Origin of the sequence: Pseudomonas sp. SAR267, from assembly GCF_052077595.1 — a bacterium.
GTDB lineage: Bacteria > Pseudomonadota > Gammaproteobacteria > Pseudomonadales > Pseudomonadaceae > Aquipseudomonas > Aquipseudomonas vlassakiae.
In genome coordinates, this window is sequence record NZ_JBQIHU010000001.1 from 3,796,249 (window position 1) to 3,817,095 (window position 20,847).

Annotated in this window: 20 protein-coding genes and 1 pseudogene; 11 read left to right on the forward strand and 10 right to left on the reverse strand. The window is 63.1% G+C overall.

What is annotated here, in order from left to right:
- Window positions 1–32: 32 nt before the first annotated feature.
- Entirely contained in the window at window positions 33–1,373 is a 1,341-nt protein-coding gene (gene gdhA, locus ACTORR_RS17815; RefSeq protein WP_054887206.1) for an NADP-specific glutamate dehydrogenase, read from the forward strand.
- A gap of 36 nt (window positions 1,374–1,409) precedes the next feature.
- On the opposite strand, the pseudogene ACTORR_RS17820 reads toward gdhA, so the two are convergent.
- The 4 genes and pseudogenes from ACTORR_RS17820 to ACTORR_RS17835 all read right to left on the reverse strand — a co-directional run bounded on the left by ACTORR_RS17820 (window position 1,410) and on the right by ACTORR_RS17835 (window position 4,961).
- Window positions 1,410–1,901, reverse strand: a pseudogene (locus tag ACTORR_RS17820) (GreA/GreB family elongation factor).
- Window positions 1,902–1,969: 68 nt separating this feature from the next.
- The gene (locus ACTORR_RS17825) at window positions 1,970–2,326 is read right to left on the reverse strand and encodes a hypothetical protein (RefSeq protein WP_099815051.1); all 357 of its coding nucleotides are present in this window, start codon (window positions 2,324–2,326) and stop codon (window positions 1,970–1,972) included.
- 217 nt (window positions 2,327–2,543) lie between these two features.
- Complete coding sequence (locus ACTORR_RS17830) at window positions 2,544–4,397, reverse strand: Lnb N-terminal periplasmic domain-containing protein (protein WP_313365547.1); 1,854 nt, start codon at window positions 4,395–4,397, stop codon at window positions 2,544–2,546.
- Between the two features lie 75 nt (window positions 4,398–4,472).
- Complete coding sequence (locus ACTORR_RS17835) at window positions 4,473–4,961, reverse strand: DUF3015 domain-containing protein (protein WP_054887210.1); 489 nt, start codon at window positions 4,959–4,961, stop codon at window positions 4,473–4,475.
- Window positions 4,962–5,214: 253 nt separating this feature from the next.
- Here ACTORR_RS17835 and ACTORR_RS17840 point away from each other — a divergent pair, with 253 nt between their 5' ends.
- From ACTORR_RS17840 to ACTORR_RS17860, 5 genes are all read left to right on the forward strand, one after another.
- Window positions 5,215–7,653 carry a Lon protease family protein gene (locus tag ACTORR_RS17840; protein WP_099815050.1) on the forward strand — a complete coding sequence of 813 codons (2,439 nt, stop codon included), beginning with the start codon at window positions 5,215–5,217 and terminating at the stop codon, window positions 7,651–7,653.
- A gap of 161 nt (window positions 7,654–7,814) precedes the next feature.
- Window positions 7,815–8,153, forward strand: coding sequence for a PA4575 family protein (locus ACTORR_RS17845; RefSeq protein WP_054887213.1), 339 nt, complete (start codon window positions 7,815–7,817; stop codon window positions 8,151–8,153).
- Between the two features lie 108 nt (window positions 8,154–8,261).
- Window positions 8,262–8,750 carry a TIGR00645 family protein gene (locus ACTORR_RS17850; RefSeq protein WP_003247486.1) on the forward strand — a complete coding sequence of 163 codons (489 nt, stop codon included), beginning with the start codon at window positions 8,262–8,264 and terminating at the stop codon, window positions 8,748–8,750.
- A gap of 237 nt (window positions 8,751–8,987) precedes the next feature.
- Window positions 8,988–9,293: a DUF6482 family protein gene (locus ACTORR_RS17855; protein ID WP_099815049.1), complete on the forward strand. Its 306-nt coding sequence runs from the start codon at window positions 8,988–8,990 to the stop codon at window positions 9,291–9,293.
- A gap of 85 nt (window positions 9,294–9,378) precedes the next feature.
- The gene (locus tag ACTORR_RS17860) at window positions 9,379–9,996 is read left to right on the forward strand and encodes an FKBP-type peptidyl-prolyl cis-trans isomerase (protein ID WP_054887596.1); all 618 of its coding nucleotides are present in this window, start codon (window positions 9,379–9,381) and stop codon (window positions 9,994–9,996) included.
- A gap of 101 nt (window positions 9,997–10,097) precedes the next feature.
- Here ACTORR_RS17860 and ACTORR_RS17865 read toward each other — a convergent pair whose 3' ends face one another.
- The 3 genes from ACTORR_RS17865 to ACTORR_RS17875 all read right to left on the reverse strand — a co-directional run bounded on the left by ACTORR_RS17865 (window position 10,098) and on the right by ACTORR_RS17875 (window position 11,898).
- Complete coding sequence (locus ACTORR_RS17865; RefSeq protein WP_054887597.1) at window positions 10,098–10,343, reverse strand: PA4570 family protein; 246 nt, start codon at window positions 10,341–10,343, stop codon at window positions 10,098–10,100.
- Window positions 10,344–10,424: 81 nt separating this feature from the next.
- Entirely contained in the window at window positions 10,425–10,766 is a 342-nt protein-coding gene (locus ACTORR_RS17870; RefSeq protein ID WP_054887598.1) for a zinc ribbon domain-containing protein YjdM, read from the reverse strand.
- 163 nt (window positions 10,767–10,929) lie between these two features.
- Window positions 10,930–11,898, reverse strand: a complete 969-nt coding sequence (locus tag ACTORR_RS17875) for a polyprenyl synthetase family protein (RefSeq protein ID WP_099815048.1) — start codon at window positions 11,896–11,898, stop codon at window positions 10,930–10,932.
- Between the two features lie 244 nt (window positions 11,899–12,142).
- On the opposite strand from ACTORR_RS17875, the gene rplU reads away from it, so the two are divergent.
- The 5 genes from rplU (at window position 12,143) to ACTORR_RS17900 (ending at window position 15,833) form a co-directional block, all read left to right on the forward strand.
- The gene (rplU, locus tag ACTORR_RS17880) at window positions 12,143–12,457 is read left to right on the forward strand and encodes a 50S ribosomal protein L21 (protein ID WP_003247466.1); all 315 of its coding nucleotides are present in this window, start codon (window positions 12,143–12,145) and stop codon (window positions 12,455–12,457) included.
- Between the two features lie 38 nt (window positions 12,458–12,495).
- Window positions 12,496–12,753, forward strand: a complete 258-nt coding sequence (gene rpmA, locus ACTORR_RS17885) for a 50S ribosomal protein L27 (RefSeq protein WP_003247464.1) — start codon at window positions 12,496–12,498, stop codon at window positions 12,751–12,753.
- Window positions 12,754–12,941: 188 nt separating this feature from the next.
- The gene (gene cgtA, locus ACTORR_RS17890; protein WP_054887600.1) at window positions 12,942–14,171 is read left to right on the forward strand and encodes an Obg family GTPase CgtA; all 1,230 of its coding nucleotides are present in this window, start codon (window positions 12,942–12,944) and stop codon (window positions 14,169–14,171) included.
- Window positions 14,172–14,256: 85 nt separating this feature from the next.
- Window positions 14,257–15,375 (forward strand): glutamate 5-kinase, encoded by a 1,119-nt coding sequence (gene proB / locus ACTORR_RS17895; protein ID WP_313365846.1) that lies wholly within the window; start codon window positions 14,257–14,259, stop codon window positions 15,373–15,375.
- Window positions 15,372–15,833: a CreA family protein gene (locus ACTORR_RS17900; RefSeq protein ID WP_099815047.1), complete on the forward strand. Its 462-nt coding sequence runs from the start codon at window positions 15,372–15,374 to the stop codon at window positions 15,831–15,833. Before proB ends, ACTORR_RS17900 begins: the two co-directional genes overlap by 4 nt.
- A gap of 135 nt (window positions 15,834–15,968) precedes the next feature.
- Here the strand turns inward: ACTORR_RS17900 and mksF are convergent, their stop codons facing one another.
- The 3 genes from mksF to mksB are packed head-to-tail and all read right to left on the reverse strand — an operon-like array spanning window position 15,969 to window position 20,771.
- Window positions 15,969–18,800, reverse strand: a complete 2,832-nt coding sequence (gene mksF / locus ACTORR_RS17905) for an Mks condensin complex protein MksF (RefSeq protein ID WP_441343745.1) — start codon at window positions 18,798–18,800, stop codon at window positions 15,969–15,971.
- Window positions 18,797–19,504, reverse strand: a complete 708-nt coding sequence (gene mksE / locus ACTORR_RS17910; protein ID WP_054887604.1) for an Mks condensin complex protein MksE — start codon at window positions 19,502–19,504, stop codon at window positions 18,797–18,799. The genes mksF and mksE overlap by 4 nt, the downstream gene beginning before the upstream one ends.
- On the reverse strand, window positions 19,494–20,771 hold the full coding sequence (mksB, locus tag ACTORR_RS17915) for an Mks condensin complex protein MksB (protein ID WP_054887605.1): 1,278 nt from the start codon (window positions 20,769–20,771) through the stop codon (window positions 19,494–19,496). Before mksB ends, mksE begins: the two co-directional genes overlap by 11 nt.
- Window positions 20,772–20,847 lie beyond the last annotated feature (76 nt).

Genomic DNA, 20,847 nt, shown 5'->3' on the forward strand with positions numbered 1-20,847 from the left:
ATAAGTCCAATCCTCTTGGTGAGATGTCTACCATGATCGAATCTGTCGACAATTTCCTCGCACGCCTGCAGCAACGCGACCCGGGCCAACCGGAATTCCACCAGGCCGTCGAAGAAGTGCTGCGTACCTTGTGGCCGTTCCTCGAAGCTAACCCGCACTACCTGCAGTCCGGCATCCTCGAACGCATGGTCGAGCCGGAGCGCGCCGTGCTGTTCCGCGTGTCGTGGGTCGATGACCAGGGCAAGGTGCAGGTCAACCGCGGTTACCGCATCCAGATGAGCAGCGCCATCGGCCCCTACAAGGGCGGCCTGCGCTTCCACCCGTCGGTGAACCTGAGCGTGCTCAAGTTCCTGGCCTTCGAACAGGTGTTCAAGAATTCCCTCACCTCGCTGCCCATGGGCGGCGGCAAGGGCGGTTCGGACTTCGACCCGAAAGGCAAGAGCGATGCCGAAGTCATGCGCTTCTGCCAGGCCTTCATGAGCGAGCTGTACCGCCACATCGGTGCTGATTGCGACGTGCCGGCTGGTGACATTGGCGTGGGCGCCCGCGAGATCGGCTTCATGTTCGGCCAGTACAAGCGCCTGGCCAACCAGTTCACGTCGGTGCTGACCGGCAAGGGCATGACCTACGGCGGCAGCCTGATCCGCCCCGAAGCCACTGGCTACGGCTGCGTGTACTTCGCTGAAGAAATGCTCAAGCGCCAGAACCTGCGCATCGATGGCCGTCGCGTGGCCATTTCCGGTTCCGGCAACGTCGCCCAGTACGCTGCCCGCAAGGTCATGGACCTTGGCGGCAAGGTGATTTCGCTGTCCGACTCCGAAGGCACCCTGTACGCCGAATCTGGCCTGACCGATGCCCAGTGGGACGCGCTGATGACGCTGAAGAACGTCAAGCGCGGCCGCATCAGCGAGCTGGCTGAACAGTTTGGCCTGGAGTTCCGCAAGGGCCAGACCCCGTGGAGCCTGCCGTGTGACATCGCCCTGCCATGCGCCACGCAGAACGAGCTGGACATCGAAGACGCCCGCACCCTGCTGCGCAACGGCTGCATCTGCGTGGCCGAAGGCGCCAACATGCCGACTACCCTGGCGGCGGTCGACCTGTTCATCGAGGCCGGGATCCTGTACGCACCGGGCAAGGCATCCAACGCCGGCGGCGTAGCCGTATCGGGCCTGGAGATGTCGCAGAACGCCATGCGCCTGCTGTGGACGGCGGGTGAAGTGGACAGCAAACTGCACAACATCATGCAGTCGATTCACCATGCCTGCGTGCATTACGGTGAAGAAGCCGACGGCACGGTCAATTATGTGAAGGGCGCCAACATCGCCGGTTTCGTCAAGGTCGCCGATGCCATGCTGGCGCAAGGCGTGGTCTGACTCCAGCTTCCAGGGGGGCAGAGCGACCCCCAGGCGTCAAGTCTCGATCTCGACCACCTCGATCGTTTGATCGCCCGCCGGTCGCCGCCACAGCACTTCATCCCCAGGCCCGGCCCCAAGCAATGCCCGCCCCAGCGGTGATCACCAGTTGATCATCCCGCGGGCGGCATCTGCCTCGTCCTCGCCCACCAGTTGCACTACGTGCTCCTGTTCCTGTTCATCGACGAACCGGACCCGGCTGCCAATCTGCACTTTGCTGCGCGAAGTCGCCTCCGGCACTACCTGGGCGCTCTGCGCCCGCGCGCTGAAATAGCGCAAATCCCGCTCGGTATCGGCCAGGCGCTGCTGGTCACCGCGCTCGCCCTGCGCCTGCAACGCGCTGCGCAAGGCATTCAGTTCACGCACGCGTTGTTGCAGCTGGCGCAGGCCATTGGCAGTGACGTAATTGGGTTGGTCGCTGACGCGCCGCTCCACCGGCTGATCGGCCTGGGCAGCGGCTTGGTCTTCGTTGACGAATGCTCGGCTCATGCAATGGCCTCCTTGTGCTGGAGACCAGCATGGCAGGCCGACGGTTTCAATGGATGTCCATTTGCGACTCAGTCGTGGCGGTAGGCACGGGCGGCGCCCCGGTCTTTCTCCTGCTGCCACTGGCGATCACGTTCGTCCCAGAAGCGCTCGTGGTACTGGCGCTGCTCCTCGCTGTCCTGCATCGCCTGGCATTGACGGAACCCATCGTCCCAGCCGGTCTCGTAGTGGCGCTCGTGCAAGTAGCGCGGTACGTCCTTCTTGAAGTCGCCCACCATCAGCCCGGCCGCCTGGCGGCCGCTGCTGCAACCGTCCTGGTAGCCGTCGGCGTAGGCGGGGGGATAACCGTGGTTGACCATCTGATCATGGGTGGTTTCGCAACCCGCCAGCAACAACGCAACGCACAAGCCGAACCAGTACCGCGACATGACCACCTGGACCCTTTGGGATATACCGCAAAGTCTAGGTGGCGATTTGTCGGGCAGGTGTCAAAACAGTGTCAAAGAGTCGGTTGGTTCACATTGCGGTTATCGAGGCTGGTGGCCCTTTCGCTGGCGCGCCCGTTCCCACAGCAACTGCACATGCCCGAAGGGCGTTGGCGTATCCGTGGGAGCGGGCAAGCCCGCGAAAGGCCGCAAAGCGGCCTCAATAGTGATACCACTTCAGCTCCAGCATCACTTCATTCTGCGCCGTCGCCAAGTGGCTGAACTCCCGCGAAGCACTCAACCGCACCCCCAGGTTCTGGCTGATCTCCCACTGCTGGTTCAGGCTCACACTGCGCCGTACCTCGCCATTGGTGAAGTAATCACCCTTGGCTTCCAGCGTCATGTTGCCCAGCCCGTTGCGCCACAGCAGCCCGCCATTGAACCCCGTCGCCGGGGCGACGAACTGGGCGAAGTCGTTGTGGTGCTCGATTCGCAACGTGCCCAGGGCGAAGCCCAGCAAGCCATCGGCCAGCTGCCAGGTACCCCCGGCGCCGCCGTTCACATGGCTCACCAGCACCTCGTCGTCATGCTTGCCCGGCACCCGTTCCAGGCCGCCAGCGACTTGCCAGGACCATGGCTTTAGCAGCTCGTTGCGTGGCGTCAGCGAGCGGATGGTGGCCAGGTCCAGGCGCTGTACCTGCCAGTCGTTGCCTTCGTACTGGCGCACTTTCAGTTGCAGAATTTCGATTTGCGCCCCCAACGGGAAGCCGTAGGCGTTGTCGTTGAGGTCGTGGTAGGCCATGCGCAGGCCGTATTCGGCGTAGGCGCGGTCCTCTCGGGTGCCCACCCCCAGTTGCCAGGTCCGCGAGTCATGGCCGTCCTCTGGCAGGCCAGGGCGCTCGATCTGCAACGGCGGCGGCGGGTTGCTGTTGATTGCCCGCAGAAGCTCGAAGCTGCGCTTGGCCTGCCCAGGGTCTCGCGCTTGGCCGTTGGCCCGGTAGCGCTCCAGGCGGTAAGCCGCATCCTGCACCAGTGCCTGGCGCTCGCGGGGCAGGGCTCTGAATTCAGGGCTTTGCAACTGCGCGGTATCGGCGCTGACGGCCAGCACCTGGCGCTTCTCGTCATGGTCCAGCGGCTCGGCCCGGGCCAGCAGTTCGCGTTCGCGTGACGGGCGGTAGGTTTCGCTGGCGACCAGGCCGGACTGCTTCACCGCTTTCACCGTGTCCGTCGGGATGGCAGTGAGCGGGAATTGCGAGGTCAGGTCCAGGCTTGGCCGGGCCACCTGCAACAGCTCCAGCAGGCGGTAGGAGCAGTTTTCGTCGAAGAAGAAGTAGTCGAACTGGATCTGCTTCAGCTCCCAGACGTGCTCGACCATGCGCCCGGTTTCTTCGGGCGTCAGGTCCAGCTGGTATTCCCACAGGTCGCGGTTCTCCAGGCTGCGGTATTCGGAGAGCTTTTCCTGGTAGGGCATCAGCGCGAACAGGCCTGGGTAGCCACCCATCAGGCCCTTCCAGGCATACAGGATGCTGTTGTCGCTGCCTTCGATGTAGGCGCCGAAGTTGATTGCGTAGCTCAGCAGCGTGGTGTCGTCGCTGCGGGTGTTGGACTGGTCGATGCGCAGCAAGGTGTGGCCGAACATCGACGACGGGCTGTTGAGGTAGGCCGCCGGGAAAATCAGCGCCGCGCTGTGCGGGTCGATCGACTGGTACCAGGTCTTGAATTCCTGGCAGTCCGGTTGCGGCAGGTCTTTGAGGTCCAGCTGTTCACGCAGCCAACGGGTGCGCGCGGGGAATACGCATTGGGCGTGCTTGTCGCCCAGGCTGGCTGGGGCGTACAGCGCTGCAACCGTGGCCTTGAGCTCCTGGTCCGGATGGTGCGCGCCGTCCTCGGCGAGGAAGAAGGCATCATCGTCCACATAGCTGCGCCAGCCGCCGAGCTTGGCGGTTTCATAGTGGCCCAGGGCAATCCAGTAAGGGGTGTTGGCCAGTTGCTGGATACGGCCTGAGTCCAGCACGGGCATGGCATGTACAGGGGCGCAGGCACACAGCGCCAGGAATGCGAGGCGTTTGAGCATGTCGGGCAACTACTTCTTAACGATGCCGAAGAAAGGCGAAACCCGCCCCGGAGGCCGGGGCGGGGGTAGCTGCACTCAGGCCTCGGTGGCGTATTTGGCCAGGCGTGGGTCGTTCTTCAGAACGGCCAGGGTATTGCTGTGGACAGTCTCGGCAGTCACGTCGGCGCTGCTGAAGATCTGATTGAAGTGCTGGTGGGTGACCGAGGCGAAGTAGCCACGATCTTCCGGAGCGACGCCCAGGACCACGGCGTAGGTGGTCAGGGCTTCGCCCTGGCCCATGGCCATGTCTTCGGACAGCTCGTTCATCATGCCGTTCATGGCGAACCAGGACTTGCCGCCATAGGTCAGCGAGGCCTTGGTCGAGCAGCCGTTGGTGCCGGAGGTCATGCCGAAGGTGGCGTTGCCGGAGGTACCGTTGGTGGTGGAAGCCAGGAAGTGGGCCGGCGTGCCGCGCTGGCCTTCGAACAGCATGTTGCCCCAGCCGCAGTTCGGGCCACCCGGCGCTTCGGCAAGCGCGTTGAGCGAAACCACGGTGAACAGAGTACCCAGAAGAATCCGTTTCATAGCATTGTTCTCTATTTGTCTTAACCAAGGGTCAGGGTTTCTGGCAACTCGGTTGCCAGGTCGGGAAAGCATTTCACCCACCCGCGCAGCTTGGAGTTTAGGCAGGATCTAAAGGTTGCGTTGTTGATTGCGAAAAATTTGCTCGCAGATGACATCATCACCGCTGCGACATAAAGTCCCGAGGAACCTTGCAAGGCGCGCGCGGGCAGCGCCAGAATGCTGCGTATCTGCCCCGCCGAAGTAAGGAAACCCAATGCCCGATCCTGTCGCTGCGCGCCTGCGTCTCGCGCCTGAAGCCCTGACCCGGCGTTTCTCCCCCGAGCAGTTTGCCTTTACCAATACCGACGATCTGGAGCCGTTTCGCGGAGTCCTGGGCCAGGAGCGTGCTGTCGAGGCCCTGCAGTTCGGCGTGGCCATGCCGCGCCCGGGTTACAACGTCTATGTGATGGGCGAGCCGGGCACCGGCCGCTTCTCGTTCGTCAAACGCTACCTCAAGGCCGAGGGCAAGCGTCAGCAGACCCCGTCCGACTGGCTTTACGTCAACCATTTCGATGACACCCGCGAGCCACGCGCCCTGGAGCTGCCTTCCGGCAGCGCTGCCGAGTTCATCAACGACATGGGCGGCTTGATCGACAACTTGCTGGCGACCTTCCCGGCGGTGTTCGAGCACCCGTCGTACCAGCAAAAGAAGGGCGCCATCGACCGCGCCTTCAACCAGCGTTATGACCGTGCACTGGACGTGATCGAGCGCGCCTCGCTGGAAAAGGACGTGGCCCTGTACCGCGATGCCAGCAACGTGGCCTTCACCCCGATGGCCGACGGCAAGGCGCTGGACGAAGCCGAATTCGCCCAGTTGCCCGAAGAGGTTCGCGAGCGATTCCACGAGGACATCGCCCTGCTCGAGGAGCGCCTCAACGAGGAGCTGGCCAGCCTGCCGCAATGGAAGCGTGAGTCGAACAACCAGCTGCGTCAGCTCAACGAAGAAACCATCACCTTGGCCCTGCAGCCGCTGCTGGCGCCGCTGTCGGAAAAGTACGCGGAGAACGCGGCGGTCTGCGCTTACCTGCAGTCCGTGCAGTTGAACCTGCTGCGCACCGTGGTCGAGCAGCTGGTTGAAGACAGCAAGACCGATGCTGCTGCGCGCAAGCTGCTTGAAGAACAGTACGCGCCAAGCCTGGTGGTCGGCCACCACGCTGACGGTGGTGCACCGGTGGTATTCGAGCCGCACCCGACCTACGACAACCTGTTCGGGCGCATCGAATACAGCACCGATCAAGGGGCGCTGTACACCTCTTACCGGCAGCTGCGCCCTGGCGCGCTGCACCGCGCCAACGGCGGCTTCCTGATTCTCGAAGCGGAGAAGATGCTGGGCGAGCCGTTCGTCTGGGACGCCCTCAAGCGCGCCCTGCAGTCGCGCAAGCTGAAGATGGAGTCGCCGTTGGGCGAGCTGGGCCGCGTAGCCACGGTCAGCCTGACGCCGCAGATGATTCCGCTGAACATCAAGCTGGTGATCATCGGTTCGCGCCAGCTGTACTACGCGCTGCAGGACCACGACCCGGACTTCCAGGAGATGTTCCGTGTGCTGGTCGACTTCGACGAAGACATGCCGATGGTCGACGAGAACCTCGAGCAGTTCGCCCAGCTGCTGCGCACCCGCACCAACGAAGAAGGCATGGCACCGCTGACCAGCGATGCGGTGGCGCGCCTGGCTACTTACAGCGCTCGCCTGGCGGAAAACCAGTCGCGCCTGTCGGCACGCATTGGCGACCTGTTCCAGCTGGTCAGCGAGGCGGATTTCATCCGTCAGCTGGCCAGTGACGAAATGACCGACGCCGGGCACATCGAGCGGGCGCTCAAGGCCAAGGCCACCCGTACCGGGCGTGTCTCGCAGCGGGTGCTCGATGACATGCTCGCAGGCATCATCCTGATCGACACGGAAGGCGCGGCGATCGGCAAGTGCAACGGCCTGACCGTGCTCGAAGTCGGCGATTCGGCTTTCGGCATGCCAGCGCGCATTTCCGCCACCGTCTACCCGGGCGGCAGCGGCATCGTCGACATCGAACGTGAGGTCAACCTCGGCCAGCCGATCCACTCCAAGGGCGTAATGATCCTTACGGGCTACCTGGGCAGCCGCTATGCCCAGGAATTCCCCCTGGCGATTTCCGCCAGCATCGCCCTGGAGCAGTCCTACGGCTATGTCGATGGCGACAGCGCCTCGCTGGGTGAGGCTTGCACACTGATCTCGGCGTTGTCGCGCACGCCGCTCAAGCAGTGCTTCGCCATCACCGGTTCGATCAACCAGTTCGGTGAAGTGCAGGCGGTGGGTGGGGTCAACGAGAAGATCGAAGGCTTCTTCCGCCTCTGCGAGGCACGTGGCCTGACGGGCGAGCAGGGGGTGATCATTCCGCGCGCCAACGTCGCCACGCTGATGCTCGACGAGCGCGTGTTGCAGGCGGTCGAGAACGGCATGTTCCACGTCTATGCAGTCAGCCAGGCTGATGAAGCGTTGAGCCTGCTGGTGGGCGAAGAAGCTGGCGAACTCAACGATAAAGGCGTCTTTACCGAAGGCAGCGTCAACGCCCGGGTGGTGGAACGCTTGCGCGAGATCGCCGAGATGATCAGCGAGGAAGAGATCGAGAAGGCAGAAAAGGAACGGCTGGAAGAGGTGATTGCCCAAGCCAAGCCGGCCTGAGTCAAAAAATCGGCGCTGGCGGCCAAGTGCTACCGTTCAGCGCCGGTTTTCCATCTTTCTGTGCCATTCTTCTATGCTGGAACTTAAGGACGGTATCAGGGTTCAGGATGGAAACAGCCTGGTTTTCAGGCTGAACAGGGCTCATTGGAGGGGACGCGGCCATGCGCAACCTCAGCCTTACTCGCCAGTGCCTGGGCCTGGTGACCCGCATTGAATGCAGCATCCGCCCACTGGCCGGTGACAACGGCATGTGGACGCTGCTGTTTGCCGCCGGCATGGCCGGTGAACAACCCTCGGCAATCAAAGCCCAGGGGCCGTTCCATGGGCCGGTAGTGGCCGAGTCCGTGCTCAGCGCCATCGTCGACAGCTTGACGCTGCATGGGTATCAGGTGGCCGACGATCCACAGATCTGGTGCCTGCACCTGCAGGCTCAGCTGCGCCGGATCAATGGCGAACGCTGCCGCAATCTGGGGGACTACCAGTTTCATCCTGAAACCTGAGCACTCTTTGCCAGCGGTGCGGCATCAGGCCGCAGGCTTTTGCTGTCACAGGTGGCTGGCTATACTCCCGGCCGAATTTCCAGTCACCTGACGAGTCCCAAATTCTCCATGGAACGTATTCTCGAAAACGCGATGTATGCCTCGCGCTGGCTGCTCGCTCCCATCTACTTCGGGCTGTCCCTCGGCCTGCTGGCCCTGGCGCTGAAGTTCTTCCAGGAAGTTGTCCACGTCCTGCCCAACGTCTTTGCCCTCAGTGAAGCCGACCTGATTCTGGTCATCCTGTCGCTGATCGACATGTCGCTGGTTGGCGGCCTGTTGGTAATGGTGATGATTTCCGGCTACGAGAACTTCGTGTCGCAGCTGGACATCGACGAGAGCAAAGAAAAGCTCAACTGGTTGGGCAAGATGGATTCTTCGTCGCTGAAGATGAAAGTAGCCGCCTCGATCGTGGCGATTTCTTCGATCCACCTGCTGCGGGTGTTCATGGATGCGCAGAATATCTCCACCGACTACCTGATGTGGTACGTGATCATCCACATGACCTTCGTGGTCTCGGCGTTCTGCATGGGCTACCTGGACAAGCTGACCAAGCACTGACAGCTGTCGCGGTCATTGTGGGAGCGGCCTTGCGTCGCGAAAGGGCCGCAGCGCGGCCCCAGATATCAGCGTTGGTGCATAGATTGCTGGGGCCGCTTTGCGGCCCTTTCGCGACGCAAGGCCGCTCCCACAGAGGATCAAACCAACTGACGAGCGGCGTCAGTAATGCCTTGTGCAATCATTAGATTCGTACAAAAAATGAGCACTCATGCGTGGTTCCCATAGCGAGGTGCTCTCATGAACCTGCATCAGCTCAACACCGAGGCCAGGGCCGGCCATGTCGACGAACTGAACCTCATTGCCATCGAGGGCGGCGACTACCTGATCGAAGCGCGGATCAAAGGCCATCCCCATCCCCTGTCCGATACCCGCGGTGAGCGCTTGCGCGTGCACTCGGTGGAGGATGCGCGCAAGTTGTTGCAGACCATCCCGATGGTGTCGATGAACCTTGTGCACTGGTCGGTGCAGGACGAGATGTGTGGCATGGGCATGCACCCCGAAGAAGATTTGAAGGTGCCGATTTCCCAGCGTTCGGCCTGGTAGCTGCTCGCGGCTGCCCAGTGTGCTAGGCTGCTCGCCCTTTTCATCAAGGGCGCGGCTGCACTGCGCCCTGCAGTGGAGCATGACCATGTCCGAACTCAACCTGTCCACCGACGAAACGCGCGTCAGCTACGGCATCGGCCGTCAACTGGGCGGCCAGCTGCGTGACAACCCGCCGCCAGGCGTGAGCCTGGAAGCCATCCTGGCCGGCCTGACCGATGCTTTCAACGGCGCCGAAAGCCGTGTCAACGAAGCCGACCTGTCGGCCAGCTTCAAGGTCATTCGTGAGCTGATGCAAGCCGAAGCTGCCGCCAAGGCTGAAGCCGCCGCAGCCGCTGGCAAGGCTTTCCTGGTCGAAAACGCCAAGCGTGACGGCATCACCACCCTGGCTTCGGGCCTGCAGTTCGAAGTGCTGACCGCAGGTGAAGGCGCCAAGCCGACCCGCGAAAGCAACGTCCGCACCCATTACCACGGCACCCTGATCGACGGCACTGTGTTCGACAGCTCCTACGATCGTGGCCAGCCTGCCGAATTCCCGGTTGGCGGCGTGATCGCTGGCTGGACCGAAGCCCTGCAGCTGATGAACGCGGGCAGCAAATGGCGCCTGTACGTGCCGAGCGAGCTGGCCTACGGCGCGCAAGGCGTTGGCAGCATCCCGCCGCACAGCGTACTGGTGTTCGACGTCGAGCTGCTCGACGTTCTGTAAGATCTGCTTGAGGCCATTTGCGGGTAAACCCGCTCCCACAGGGCACTGCACAGAGTTCTGTGGGAGCGGGTTCACCCGCGAAGAGGCCGGGCCTGCCAGCCTCAGTTCCAGTCTGTCCCCCCGGGGCGCAACGCCCGCGCATAGCAGAACAGAAACAAATTCCGCACCAATTCCTTGAGCACGATCGGCTCGCTCGAGTTCAGCCCGCTGAAGTCCAGGTCACCCTGGTCGCGCAGCTCGTCCAGTGCTTCTTCTTCGAGCACTGCGCACACCTCACCGGTTTCCCGATGGAGGATGCGCAGATAGGGGTGGGGGCGGTCCAGCCAGGCGTCGATCAGATAAGTCATGGAGATTCTCCTTGGAAAACGGCTCCAATGAGAATAATTCTTATTATCTGAATGGCAAGCGCCAATTGGCAGATTTTGTAATCAGACCTTGCGCACGAATTCCGACTTGAGCTTCATTGCACCGATGCCATCAATCTTGCAGTCGATGTCGTGGTCGCCATCGCACAGGCGGATGTTCTTCACCTTGGTGCCGACCTTGACCACCAGGGACGAGCCCTTGACCTTGAGGTCCTTGATCACGGTAACGGTATCGCCGTCCTGCAGGACGTTGCCGACCGAATCCTTCTTCACTACGTCATCGCTGGCCGCCTCGGCTTCACCGCTGGCCGACCACTCGTGGGCGCACTCAGGGCAGATCAGCTGGCTGCCATCCTCGTAGGTGTATTCGGAGTTGCATTTAGGGCAGGGAGGCAGGGTGCTCACTTCGGTTCCTTAAACAGACAGACGGTTAAAGGCCCATATTGTATAAGGTCTAGCGGCAGAAGTAATTTTGTCCGGACAAATGCATCGCGGGTAAACCCGCCCCCACAGCGTTTGCACAATCTGTGGGAGCGGGTTTACCCGCGAATGAAGGCGACTCGGTCTGTCAGTGGGTTCGCGCGACGGCAAACTCACTCAGTTCAACCAGCGCATCCCGGTATTCGCTGGCTGGCAGCACTTCCAGGCACTCGATGGCACGCTTGACGTAGTCCCGTGCCAGTTCGGCGGTGTACTTCAGTGCGCCAGAGGCGTTGACGGCCTCGCGAATCTGCTCCAGATCTTCCAGGCCGCCCTTCTGGATCGCCTTGCGCACCAGTGCCGCCTGCTCCGGCGTCCCTTCGCGCATGGTGTAGATCAGCGGCAGGGTCGGCTTGCCTTCTGCCAGGTCGTCGCCGACGTTCTTGCCCAGGGCTTCGGCATCGCCTTCGTAGTCGAGCAGGTCGTCGACCAGCTGGAAAGCCACGCCCAGGTGGTCACCAAAGGTGCGCAGGGCTTCGCGCTGCGCTTCGCTGGCTTCGGCCAGTGCCGCGGCGCTGTGGGTCGAGGCTTCGAACAGCATGGCGGTCTTGCCGCGGATGACGTCCATGTAGACCTCTTCGGTGGTGCTGGCATCGCGTACCCGCGACAACTGCAGCACTTCGCCCTCGGCGATTACCCGGGTGGCCTTGGAGAGGATCTGCATGACCGGCATCGAGCCCAGTTCGACCATCATCTCGAACGAACGCGAATAGAGGAAATCGCCTACCAGGACGCTCGGCGCGTTGCCCCACAGGGCGTTGGCGGTGGAGCGGCCACGGCGCATGCCGGACATGTCGACCACATCGTCGTGCAGCAAGGTGGCGGTGTGCAGGAACTCGATGGTCGCGGCCAGCAGGCGCAGGTCGGCGCCTTCACGGCCCAGGGCCTTGCCGCACAGCAGGACCAGCAGTGGACGCAGGCGCTTGCCACCGGCCGACGTGATATAGTCGCCGATCTTCGATACCAGCGGCACGCGCGAGGTCAGCTGCTTCTTGATGATCTCGTCGACGGCGCTGAAATCTTCAGCCACCGCGCGGTAGAAGGTTTGGGGTTGCATCGGCTGCTCCAGTGAGGTTGCGCGGCATGCTAGGTCGCGGGTCCCGGTGTGTCAAGGCGCGGTGCCCGCTGGCCGGGGGCGGGACTTGCAAGCAAAACCGGGGTTGCGTACAATCGCGCACCCTAACTTCCTGGGCAGCACCTGCCTTACGCAATTGCACAGGGCCGTTCCAGCCCCATGCAGCCATGCCAGCCAATACTCATCATATAAAGCGCTGGGTGAGCAGGATTATCGGAGAAATACCATGTCTTACGCAGTAATCGTTACCGGCGGCAAGCAGTACAAAGTCGCTGAAGGTGAATTCCTCAAGATCGAAAAGCTGGAAGTCGCCACTGGCGAATCCGTGACTTTCGACCGCGTCCTGCTGGTTGCCAACGGTGAAGAAGTCACCATCGGCGCACCAGTCGTCGCCGGCGCTAAAGTGGTTGCCGAAGTCGTTTCGCAAGGCCGTCACGACAAGGTTCGTATCATCAAGTTCCGTCGTCGTAAGCACCACATGAAGCGTATGGGCCACCGCCAGTGGTTCACCGAGATCAAAATCACCGGTATCCAGGCTTAATCGCCTCGGTCCCCTGAATTTATTTGGAGAATTGAACCATGGCTCACAAGAAGGCTGGTGGTAGTACTCGTAACGGTCGCGACTCAGAATCGAAACGCCTTGGCGTGAAGATGTATGGCGGCCAGGTTATCAAACCAGGCAACATCATCGTCCGTCAGCGCGGCACCGAATTCCACGCTGGCTACGGCGTTGGCATGGGCAAGGACCACACCTTGTTCGCCAAGATCGAAGGCGTGATCAAGTTCGAGAAGAAAGGCGAGTTCATGCGCCGTTACGTGAGCATCGTCGCCGCTTAATCGCGACGTCGCTCCAGAAGCCCCGTCACGCGACGGGGCTTTTTCGTTTGTGGTGAGCCTCTTGCAAAGCTGTTTGTATGGGCTGCCGGCGTGGGTTTCTACGGTCGTACGGGGCCGCCGCGCTCATTTTTGCAAGAGCCTCAGGTTTTTCAGTATTCAACTCGCCCGCAGGCGAGAGGCGGTTTTGAATGAAGTTTGTTGACGAAGTATCCATCCGGGTCAAGGCCGGTGACGGCGGTAACGGTTGCATGAGCTTCCGCCGCGAGAAGTTCATCGAGAACGGCGGCCCCAACGGCGGCGACGGTGGTGACGGTGGCTCGGTGTACATGGTTGCCGACGAAAACCTCAACACCCTGGTCGACTACCGCTACACCCGTCACCACGAAGCCCAGCGCGGTTCCAATGGCGGCAGCACCGATTGCACCGGCAAGAAGGGCGAGGACCTGTTCCTGCGTGTGCCAGTCGGCACCACCGTGATCGATGCCTCGACCCAGGAAGTGATCGGTGACCTGGTCACTCCAGGCCAGAAGCTGATGGTCGCCCAGGGCGGCTGGCACGGCCTGGGTAACACCCGCTTCAAGTCCAGTACCAACCGTGCGCCGCGCCAGACCACACCGGGCAAGCCAGGTGAACAGCGCGACCTGAAGATGGAGCTGAAGGTCCTGGCCGACGTCGGTCTGCTCGGCCTGCCGAACGCGGGCAAGAGCACCTTCATCCGCTCGGTTTCGGCCGCCAAGCCTAAGGTCGCCGACTATCCGTTCACGACCCTGGTACCGAACCTGGGCGTGGTCAGCGTCGACCGCTGGAAGAGCTTCGTCATCGCCGACATCCCCGGCCTGATCGAAGGTGCTTCCGACGGTGCCGGCCTGGGTATCCGCTTCCTCAAGCACCTGGCGCGTACCCGCGTGCTGCTGCACCTGGTCGACCTGGCGCCGCTGGACGGCAGCAGCCCGGCCGATGCCGCTGAAGTCATCATCAACGAGCTGACCCGCTTCAGCCCGTCGCTGACCGACCGCGAGCGCTGGCTGGTACTGAACAAGTCCGACATGCTGATGGAAGACGAGCGCGAAGAGCGGGTCAAGGAAGTGATCGAGCGCCTCCAGTGGGAGGGCCCGGTCTATGTGATCTCGGCAATCTCCAAGCAAGGTACCGAGCAGCTCAGTCACGACCTGATGCGCTACATCGAAGACCGCGCCGACCGCCTGGCCAACGACCCGGCCTACGCCGAGGAACTGGCCGAACTGGATCAACGTATCGAAGACGAAGCCCGCGCCCAGCTGCAGGCCCTGGACGACGCCCGTACCCTGCGTCGTACCGGCGTCAAGAGCGTGCACGACATCGGCGACGACGACGATGCCTGGGACGATGATTTCGAGGACGACGAAGACGGCCCGGAAATCATTTACGTGCGCGACTGATCGGTTGCAGTACACTAAACGCCGCTCTCGGGAGCGGCGTTTTTGTATCCACGGTATCTATAGATTCGGCATAGGTTGGAAGAAGATGCGAAGCAAGGTGACGGGCGCCAAGCGCTGGGTCGTGAAGATTGGCAGTGCCCTGCTGACCGCTGATGGCAAGGGTCTCGACCGCGGCGCCATGGCCGTATGGGTCGAGCAGATGGTCGCGCTGCGTGAAGCAGGCGTGGAGTTGGTACTGGTCTCCTCCGGGGCCGTGGCTGCCGGCATGAGCCAGCTGGGCTGGACTTCGCGACCGAGTGCAATGAACGAGTTGCAGGCCGCTGCCTCGATTGGCCAGATGCGCCTGGTGCAGGCCTGGGAAACGAGCTTCGGCGAGCACGGCAAACACACCGCGCAGATCCTCCTGACCCACGACGACCTGTCCGACCGCAAGCGTTACCTGAACGCCCGCAGTACCCTGCGTACCCTGGTTGACCTGGGCGTGGTACCGGTGATCAACGAAAACGACACCGTGGTCACTGACGAGATCCGCTTCGGCGATAACGACACCTTGGCCGCGCTGGTGGCCAACCTGGTGGAAGCCGACCTGCTGGTGATCCTCACCGACCGCGACGGCATGTTCGACGCCGACCCGCGCAACAACCCCGAAGCCCAGCTGATCTACGAAGCCCGTGCCGACGACCCGTCGCTCGACGCCGTGGCCGGTGGTACCGGTGGTGCGCTGGGCCGGGGCGGCATGCAGACCAAGCTGCGTGCCGCACGCCTGGCAGCCCGTTCCGGCGCCCACACGATCATCATCGGTGGCCGCATCGAGCGAGTGCTGGATCGCCTGAAAGCCGGTGAGCGCCTGGGTACGCTGCTGTCGCCCGAGCGCGGCATGCTGGCGGCACGCAAGCAGTGGCTGGCTGGCCACCTGCAGACCCGCGGCACCCTGGTGCTCGACGCAGGTGCCGTGCAGGCGTTGCGCGAGGCGAACAAGAGCCTGCTGCCGGTCGGCGTGAAGACGGTGCAGGGCAGTTTCCGCCGTGGCGAGATGGTGGTCTGCGTAGGCCCGGATGGCGTCGAAGTGGCCCGTGGCCTGGCCAACTACAGCGCGCTGGAGGCACACAAGATCATCGGCCAGCCGTCCGATCAGATCGAGGCCTTGCTGGGCTACATCGCCGAGCCGGAGCTGGTGCACCGCGACAACCTGGTGCTGGTATGAAGCTGCTCAAGCGGGTAATCGCGATGGCGGTCCTTACCCTGCCGGTGCTGGCCGGGGCCGAGGAGATCGGCCAGGTGTCCACCGTGTTCAAGTTCCTTGGGCCGAATGATCGCATCGTGGTCGAGGCGTTCGATGATCCCAAGGTCGAGGGTGTGACCTGCTACCTGTCGCGGGCCAAGACTGGCGGCGTGAAGGGTGGTTTGGGCTTGGCGGAAGATCGGGCGGAGGCTTCGATTGCCTGCCGTCAGGTAGGGCCGATCAACTTCAAGGGTGAACTGAAAGACGGTGAGGAGGTGTTCAAGGAGCGCACCTCGCTGGTATTCAAGACCATGCAGGTGGTGCGCTTCCTCGACAAGAAGCGCAATACGCTGGTTTATCTGGTGTACAGCGACCGCATGATCGAAGGCAGCCCGCAGAATGCGGTGACGGCGATCCCGATCCTGCCTTGGGCTCATTGATAGCCTGGTAGATCGCCGGGAGGCCTTTGGCCTCCTTTCGCGACACAAGGCCGCTCCCACATTGGCCGGTGTACGCAGGACCTTTGTGGGAGCGGCCTTGTGTCGCGAAAGGGCCGCAAAGCGGCCCCAGATTCCTCAGGCCAACTCCTCAGACTGATCCTCGCGCACGATAGCCTTCACCTCATCCAGCCGGCTGATGTACTTCCAGTCCGCCTCGTCGATGTAGATGCCATTCGGCCCGCTGCCACCTTCCAGGTCGATCGCCACGCGCGCCGACACCTGCGGCTTCACGCTCGCCAGAATCGGCACGAAGCCCAGTTGCAGGCTGGTTTCCAGCAGTGCCGCCTGGTTGCGTTCGTCGATGTCCGCCGCCTCGTCGAGGTAGTACGGCAGGCGAATGCGCCCGGCCAGGTCACGGTCCATCAGGTGCAGCAACAGGTACATGTTGGTCAGCGCCTTGATGGTCATGGTGGTGCCGTTGGATGCCGCGCCGTCGATGTCGGCGTGGATGATCGGTTGGCCGTTGACCTTGGTGATCTCGAACGCAAGCTCGAACAGGTCCTTCAGGCCCAGCTGGTTATGGTTTGCAGCCACCAGCCGCGCCAGGTACTCCTTGGCCTCTTCGTTCTTGTTGTCCTGCTCGGCGCTCTGGGTCAGGTCGAACACCGACAGGGTCTCGCCTTCCTCGTACTGGCCGGCGCTGTGGATGATCTGGTCGATGTGCTTGAGCGCTTCCTTGTTCGGCGCCAGCACTACGCGGAAGCTTTCCAGGTTGGAGACCTGGCGTTTGTTGATCTCGCGGTTGAACAGGGCCAGCTGGTGCTCGAGGCTGTCGTAGTCGCTGCGGATGTTGCGCAGGGTCCGGGCGATGTCGGTGACTGCGGCGCGGCGCGCCTTGGCCAGGGTCAGGGCTTCGTCGGTGCGGTGCGCGTAGGCGTTCACCAGCAGCTGCAGGCGGCGCTCCATGTCGTCTTCGCTGTCGAACTTGGCCACGCCCTTGAGGCGCACCTGGGCATATAGCGCCTCGATCTGGTTGTCGACGCGTTGCAGGGCCTGCCAGCTGTCCTGATAGTCGTTGAGCATCGGCAGCAGGTTTTCCATGGAGTCGTCGACTTCTTCCATGAACGGCGTACCGTAGGGCAGGTCGGCCGGCAGCAGCTGACGGCGGCGCAAGGCGTCTTCCAGGGTGCGCTGCTTGGATTCCAGGTCGCCGATCTGGCGGCCGACCAGCTGCAGCTTGGCCGACAGCTGCTGGACGCGCTCGGTGAAGGCGTCGCTGGAGCGCTTGAGCTCGTCCTGGGCGGCTTCCAGCTGTGCCAGTTGCTCCAGCTTCTCGGGCTCTTCGGCACTCAGGGTTTCGCTGCGGCGGTAGTCTTCCAGGGCCTTCTGGGCGTCCAGCACTTCCTGGTACAGGGCTTCTGTCTGCGCCTTGGAGGCGGTACGGTCGGCGGCGACCTGTTGCTGGGTCTTGAGCTGCTTGAGCTCTTTTTCCAGGCGCTCCTTCTGGTCGCGCAGGGCGGCGCGGTCGGCCAAGGCCTGCAGCGCTGGCGGGTCGATGTTGGAGAGGTCGATGGACAGGCCAGGGGCCTCGAAGCGCTCGCCCTTGAAGCTGTCGAGCACGGCTTCCAGGGACTTCACCCACAGGTCGCTGTCGTCCAGTTCGATGCCGCGCTCGCCCAGCGGCAAGCTGAACAGCGCGCCGTTGAACAGGCGCATCAGGCGGTCGACGTCCTGCTGCGAGAATTCTTCGCGCAGGCGGGCGTAGCTGTTGTTGTCGGCGTGGTCGAGCTGCTGCTTGACCTGCTTGAGGCGTTTTTCCAGGTCGCGCACGCGCTCGTCGAGGTCTTCGGCGCTGAACTGGCGCGACTGCGCCAGGGCGCCGGCCAGTTCGTCGTGGGCGTCCTTGGCGGCCAACAGGCCCTGTTCCAGCACCTTGACGTCATCGACCAGGGCGAAGCGGTGCTTGAGCACCGACAGCTCGCCGAGCCAGCGCTGGATGCCGGTGATTTCACGCTCCAGGCGCATCAGCTCCTGGGTGCCGCCACGCTGGTCGTTCTGCAGGCGGTCCTGCTCGCCACGGTAGTGCTCGGCCTGGATCACCAGCTCTTCCTTGCGCGCCATGGCGTACTCCTGCCAGGTGCCCAGCAGGTTGTCGAGCAGCGGCGAAAGGCGGTGCAGCTTGCCGCGCAGGATGTCGCGCTGGGCCACGCCACCGGCCAGGGCCTCGACCAGCGGGCCGGCTGCGACCAGGGCGTTGTAGTCCTGCTCCATGCGGCGCACGTCGCGGAAGGCTTCTTCACAGGCGGCGATGTAGTCGACGCTGCCCGAGCGCAGGCTGTGCTCGAAGGCGTCGAGGAACAGCTGCTTGAGCTTGGCCGCTGTGATCTCGCGCATGTGCAGCAGATTGATGAACAGTGCGCGGAAGGTTTTCAGGCTCTGCTCGCTGGTGGAGCGCAGCGGGATCAGGGTCAGGTCCAGCGGGCACGAAGTGTGGCCGCCGACCAGCAGCCGGCGCAGTTCGTCGGGCTTGAGCTCATAGGCCTTCAGGCCCAGGCGCTCGAGGTTGGTGAACAGCTCTTTCTGGCGCAGGCAGGTGTCGTTCTTCTGGTAGTGAGCCAGGTCCAGCTCGCCTTTGTAGGCAAAGAACTGATGGCCGAAACCGCCGCCGGGGCCGCGGCCGACCACGCCGATCACGTGCGTGCCGTGGGGCAGGTTCAGTTCGCAGAGGATGTACGAGGTGTCGCTGGCGAAGTAGAACCGGCGCGACTGCTCCAGGCTGTACTTGCCGAAGCTCATGTCGGACATGCGTGCCAGGATCGGGAACTGCAGGGCGTTGATCGACGCCGATTTACCCAGGTTGTTGGCACCATACACCGACAGCGGGTGCTCCAGCGGGAACAGCCCGAGGCTGTAGCCGGCGGTGTTGAGCAGTGCAAAGCGGCGGATGCCGTAGCGTTCCTGGCTCATGCGTCAATCTCCTGTTGCTCTTCGCGGATGGCCCGGGCTAGGGCGTCCTCTTCGCTTTCCTCGCCATCGAACGGGGTGAGGTCGAGCGGGTCGTCGGTGCGGTTGAGTTGTTCCGGGCTTTCTTCCTCGACCAGTACCGGCACCGGCAAGGGCAGGTCGCTGTGCAGGCTGGCGGCCAGGTCGCGGTCCTGCTGCACCGACAGGCACACGTCGAGGAAGCGGTGCATCGGCGGCAGGAAGCGGTAGATGCCGCCTTCTTCGTGGGCGAAGCCGAGCTGGGTCATGCGGCGCATGATCTTTTCTTCCAGTTCGTCGACGGTCTGCACTTCGGCCTGCAGGAACAAATCGCGGTACTTGTCCAGCAGCGAGGGCAGCTCGTCGCGGCCGATGCTGCCGCCGTCGAGCACGGCCATCGGGTCGCGGCCCTGGTCGGCCAGGTGCTCGACGATGATGAAGGTGAACAGTGACAGGCGCTGGGCAGTCTTGTTGACCTGCGCGGCGGCCTGCTCGGGGACGAAGTAGTAGAAGCCGCGGGTGTCGCACACCAGCTCGAAGCCCAGGGCCTTGAACAGGGTGCGGTACTGGTCCTGGAAATTCGACAGCTGGGCGTACATTTCAGGGTCGCGGCGGCTGACGTGGAAGCCCTTGAACAGCTCGCGGAAGATCGGCGCGAGCTGGGACAGTTCGGAAAGATCAAGATGCATTGGCTGGGCTCGCGTGGGTTTCAGGTTGCGCTTCGCGGCTGGAGGTCAGGGCGAACGAGCGCAGGCTGACCAGGTGTTCGTGGGTGGTGTACTCGCGCCGTTCCAGGCGTTCGCGCTTGAAGCGCTTCTCCCGCGACAGGCGCGAGAACCAGTACAGCAGTTCGTCGGTGGCGCCTTCGGGTTCCTGATCAAGCAACCAGACCATCAGGTCGGGCAGCGGCAGGGCGTCTTCGCAGCGCTCGAGCATCTCTTTGACCGTGCGTGGCGCACGCGGCAGCGGGCCTTTCTGGGTCTTGTGCGCCTTGGGGAACTTGGCCGGCTTCGGCTCGAAGCGGGCCAGGGCATAGACGTAGGCCTCGACCTGGCTGGCACTGCCGAGGAAGGTGCTCTGCGGGCGGGTGAACAGTGGCATGGCGGCTTGCGGCACGGCATCGATGCCCTTGCGCCGGATCACCGACAGCGCCAGTGCGGCGCCGCGGGTCACGGCGTTGTGCCGGCGCGCTTCTTCACGCAGCGGCAGCAGCAGTTCGCGGGCGTGGCGCAGGGTCAGCTGGGCGCTGGTCTGCATTTCCAGGATGCGCGCGTGGGTGCGCAGCAGCATGTCATCGTCGACCAGATGACCCAGGCGCGCCTGCTCGCCGAGCAGCTTCAGCAGCACGGTTTCGACCTTGCGCACGCCTTGCTCGAACGCGCCGTCGGCGTTCACCAGCTGGATCATCGGCTCGACGTATTCGTCCCAGGTCGCCAGAACTTCGGCGTAGCGCTGGCGCAGCGGGATCTGGCGATTGCTGGTCTTGGCCCGCTCGGCCACGGCGACCAGCGCCTGCTCGTCGTTGTCGAGCTTCTTCAGCACGTCGCGCACGCGCATGTCGAGCAGGCGCAGCTGGCGCGCCAGGTCGTCGCTGTCGCGGTTGTCGAAGGCATCCTGGATATGCCCGGCCAGGCGCTCCAGGTGACGCAGGTAGGCCTCGATCTCCAGGCACAGGCCCAGCCGGTGCTCGCGGCGCAGGTAGGCAAGGAAGTCGTGGATCTGGGCATTGAGCTCGAAGCGGTTCGGGCTTTTGGCCACGGGCACCAGGATGTCCAGGCGGATCCACACGTCGAGCAGCTGGGTGATGTCCTGCGGTGTGCTTTCCACCTGCTGGCGGCTCAGTTGCTGGCGCAGCTCCACCAGGCTCAGGGTGCCCTGGTCGAAACGCTCGCACAGCGGCTCGATCAGGGCCCAGTGTTCGGCTAGGGCGCGCAGGACGCGCTTGGGTTCGATCATTGGCGTCTACTCGTTGCCAAGTAAAAAGGGGGCGATTGTACTTCATCCGAGGGGGAGGATTTCACCCCTTGGTCTG

Coding starts and splice junctions, on each gene's coding strand:
- ACTORR_RS17860 (WP_054887596.1), top strand. CDS start 9,379: ATGTCCGAACTCAACCTGTCCACCGACGAAACGCGCGTCAGCTACGGC.
- ACTORR_RS17875 (WP_099815048.1), bottom strand. CDS start 11,898: ATGCAACCCCAAACCTTCTACCGCGCGGTGGCTGAAGATTTCAGCGCC.
- ACTORR_RS17840 (WP_099815050.1), top strand. CDS start 5,215: ATGCCCGATCCTGTCGCTGCGCGCCTGCGTCTCGCGCCTGAAGCCCTG.
- ACTORR_RS17825 (WP_099815051.1), bottom strand. CDS start 2,326: ATGTCGCGGTACTGGTTCGGCTTGTGCGTTGCGTTGTTGCTGGCGGGT.
- mksF (WP_441343745.1), bottom strand. CDS start 18,800: ATGAGCCAGGAACGCTACGGCATCCGCCGCTTTGCACTGCTCAACACC.
- ACTORR_RS17850 (WP_003247486.1), top strand. CDS start 8,262: ATGGAACGTATTCTCGAAAACGCGATGTATGCCTCGCGCTGGCTGCTC.
- gdhA (WP_054887206.1), top strand. CDS start 33: ATGATCGAATCTGTCGACAATTTCCTCGCACGCCTGCAGCAACGCGAC.
- ACTORR_RS17835 (WP_054887210.1), bottom strand. CDS start 4,961: ATGAAACGGATTCTTCTGGGTACTCTGTTCACCGTGGTTTCGCTCAAC.
- ACTORR_RS17845 (WP_054887213.1), top strand. CDS start 7,815: ATGCGCAACCTCAGCCTTACTCGCCAGTGCCTGGGCCTGGTGACCCGC.
- proB (WP_313365846.1), top strand. CDS start 14,257: ATGCGAAGCAAGGTGACGGGCGCCAAGCGCTGGGTCGTGAAGATTGGC.
- mksB (WP_054887605.1), bottom strand. CDS start 20,771: ATGATCGAACCCAAGCGCGTCCTGCGCGCCCTAGCCGAACACTGGGCC.
- ACTORR_RS17830 (WP_313365547.1), bottom strand. CDS start 4,397: ATGCTCAAACGCCTCGCATTCCTGGCGCTGTGTGCCTGCGCCCCTGTA.
- rplU (WP_003247466.1), top strand. CDS start 12,143: ATGTCTTACGCAGTAATCGTTACCGGCGGCAAGCAGTACAAAGTCGCT.
- rpmA (WP_003247464.1), top strand. CDS start 12,496: ATGGCTCACAAGAAGGCTGGTGGTAGTACTCGTAACGGTCGCGACTCA.
- ACTORR_RS17900 (WP_099815047.1), top strand. CDS start 15,372: ATGAAGCTGCTCAAGCGGGTAATCGCGATGGCGGTCCTTACCCTGCCG.
- ACTORR_RS17865 (WP_054887597.1), bottom strand. CDS start 10,343: ATGACTTATCTGATCGACGCCTGGCTGGACCGCCCCCACCCCTATCTG.
- cgtA (WP_054887600.1), top strand. CDS start 12,942: ATGAAGTTTGTTGACGAAGTATCCATCCGGGTCAAGGCCGGTGACGGC.
- ACTORR_RS17855 (WP_099815049.1), top strand. CDS start 8,988: ATGAACCTGCATCAGCTCAACACCGAGGCCAGGGCCGGCCATGTCGAC.
- mksE (WP_054887604.1), bottom strand. CDS start 19,504: ATGCATCTTGATCTTTCCGAACTGTCCCAGCTCGCGCCGATCTTCCGC.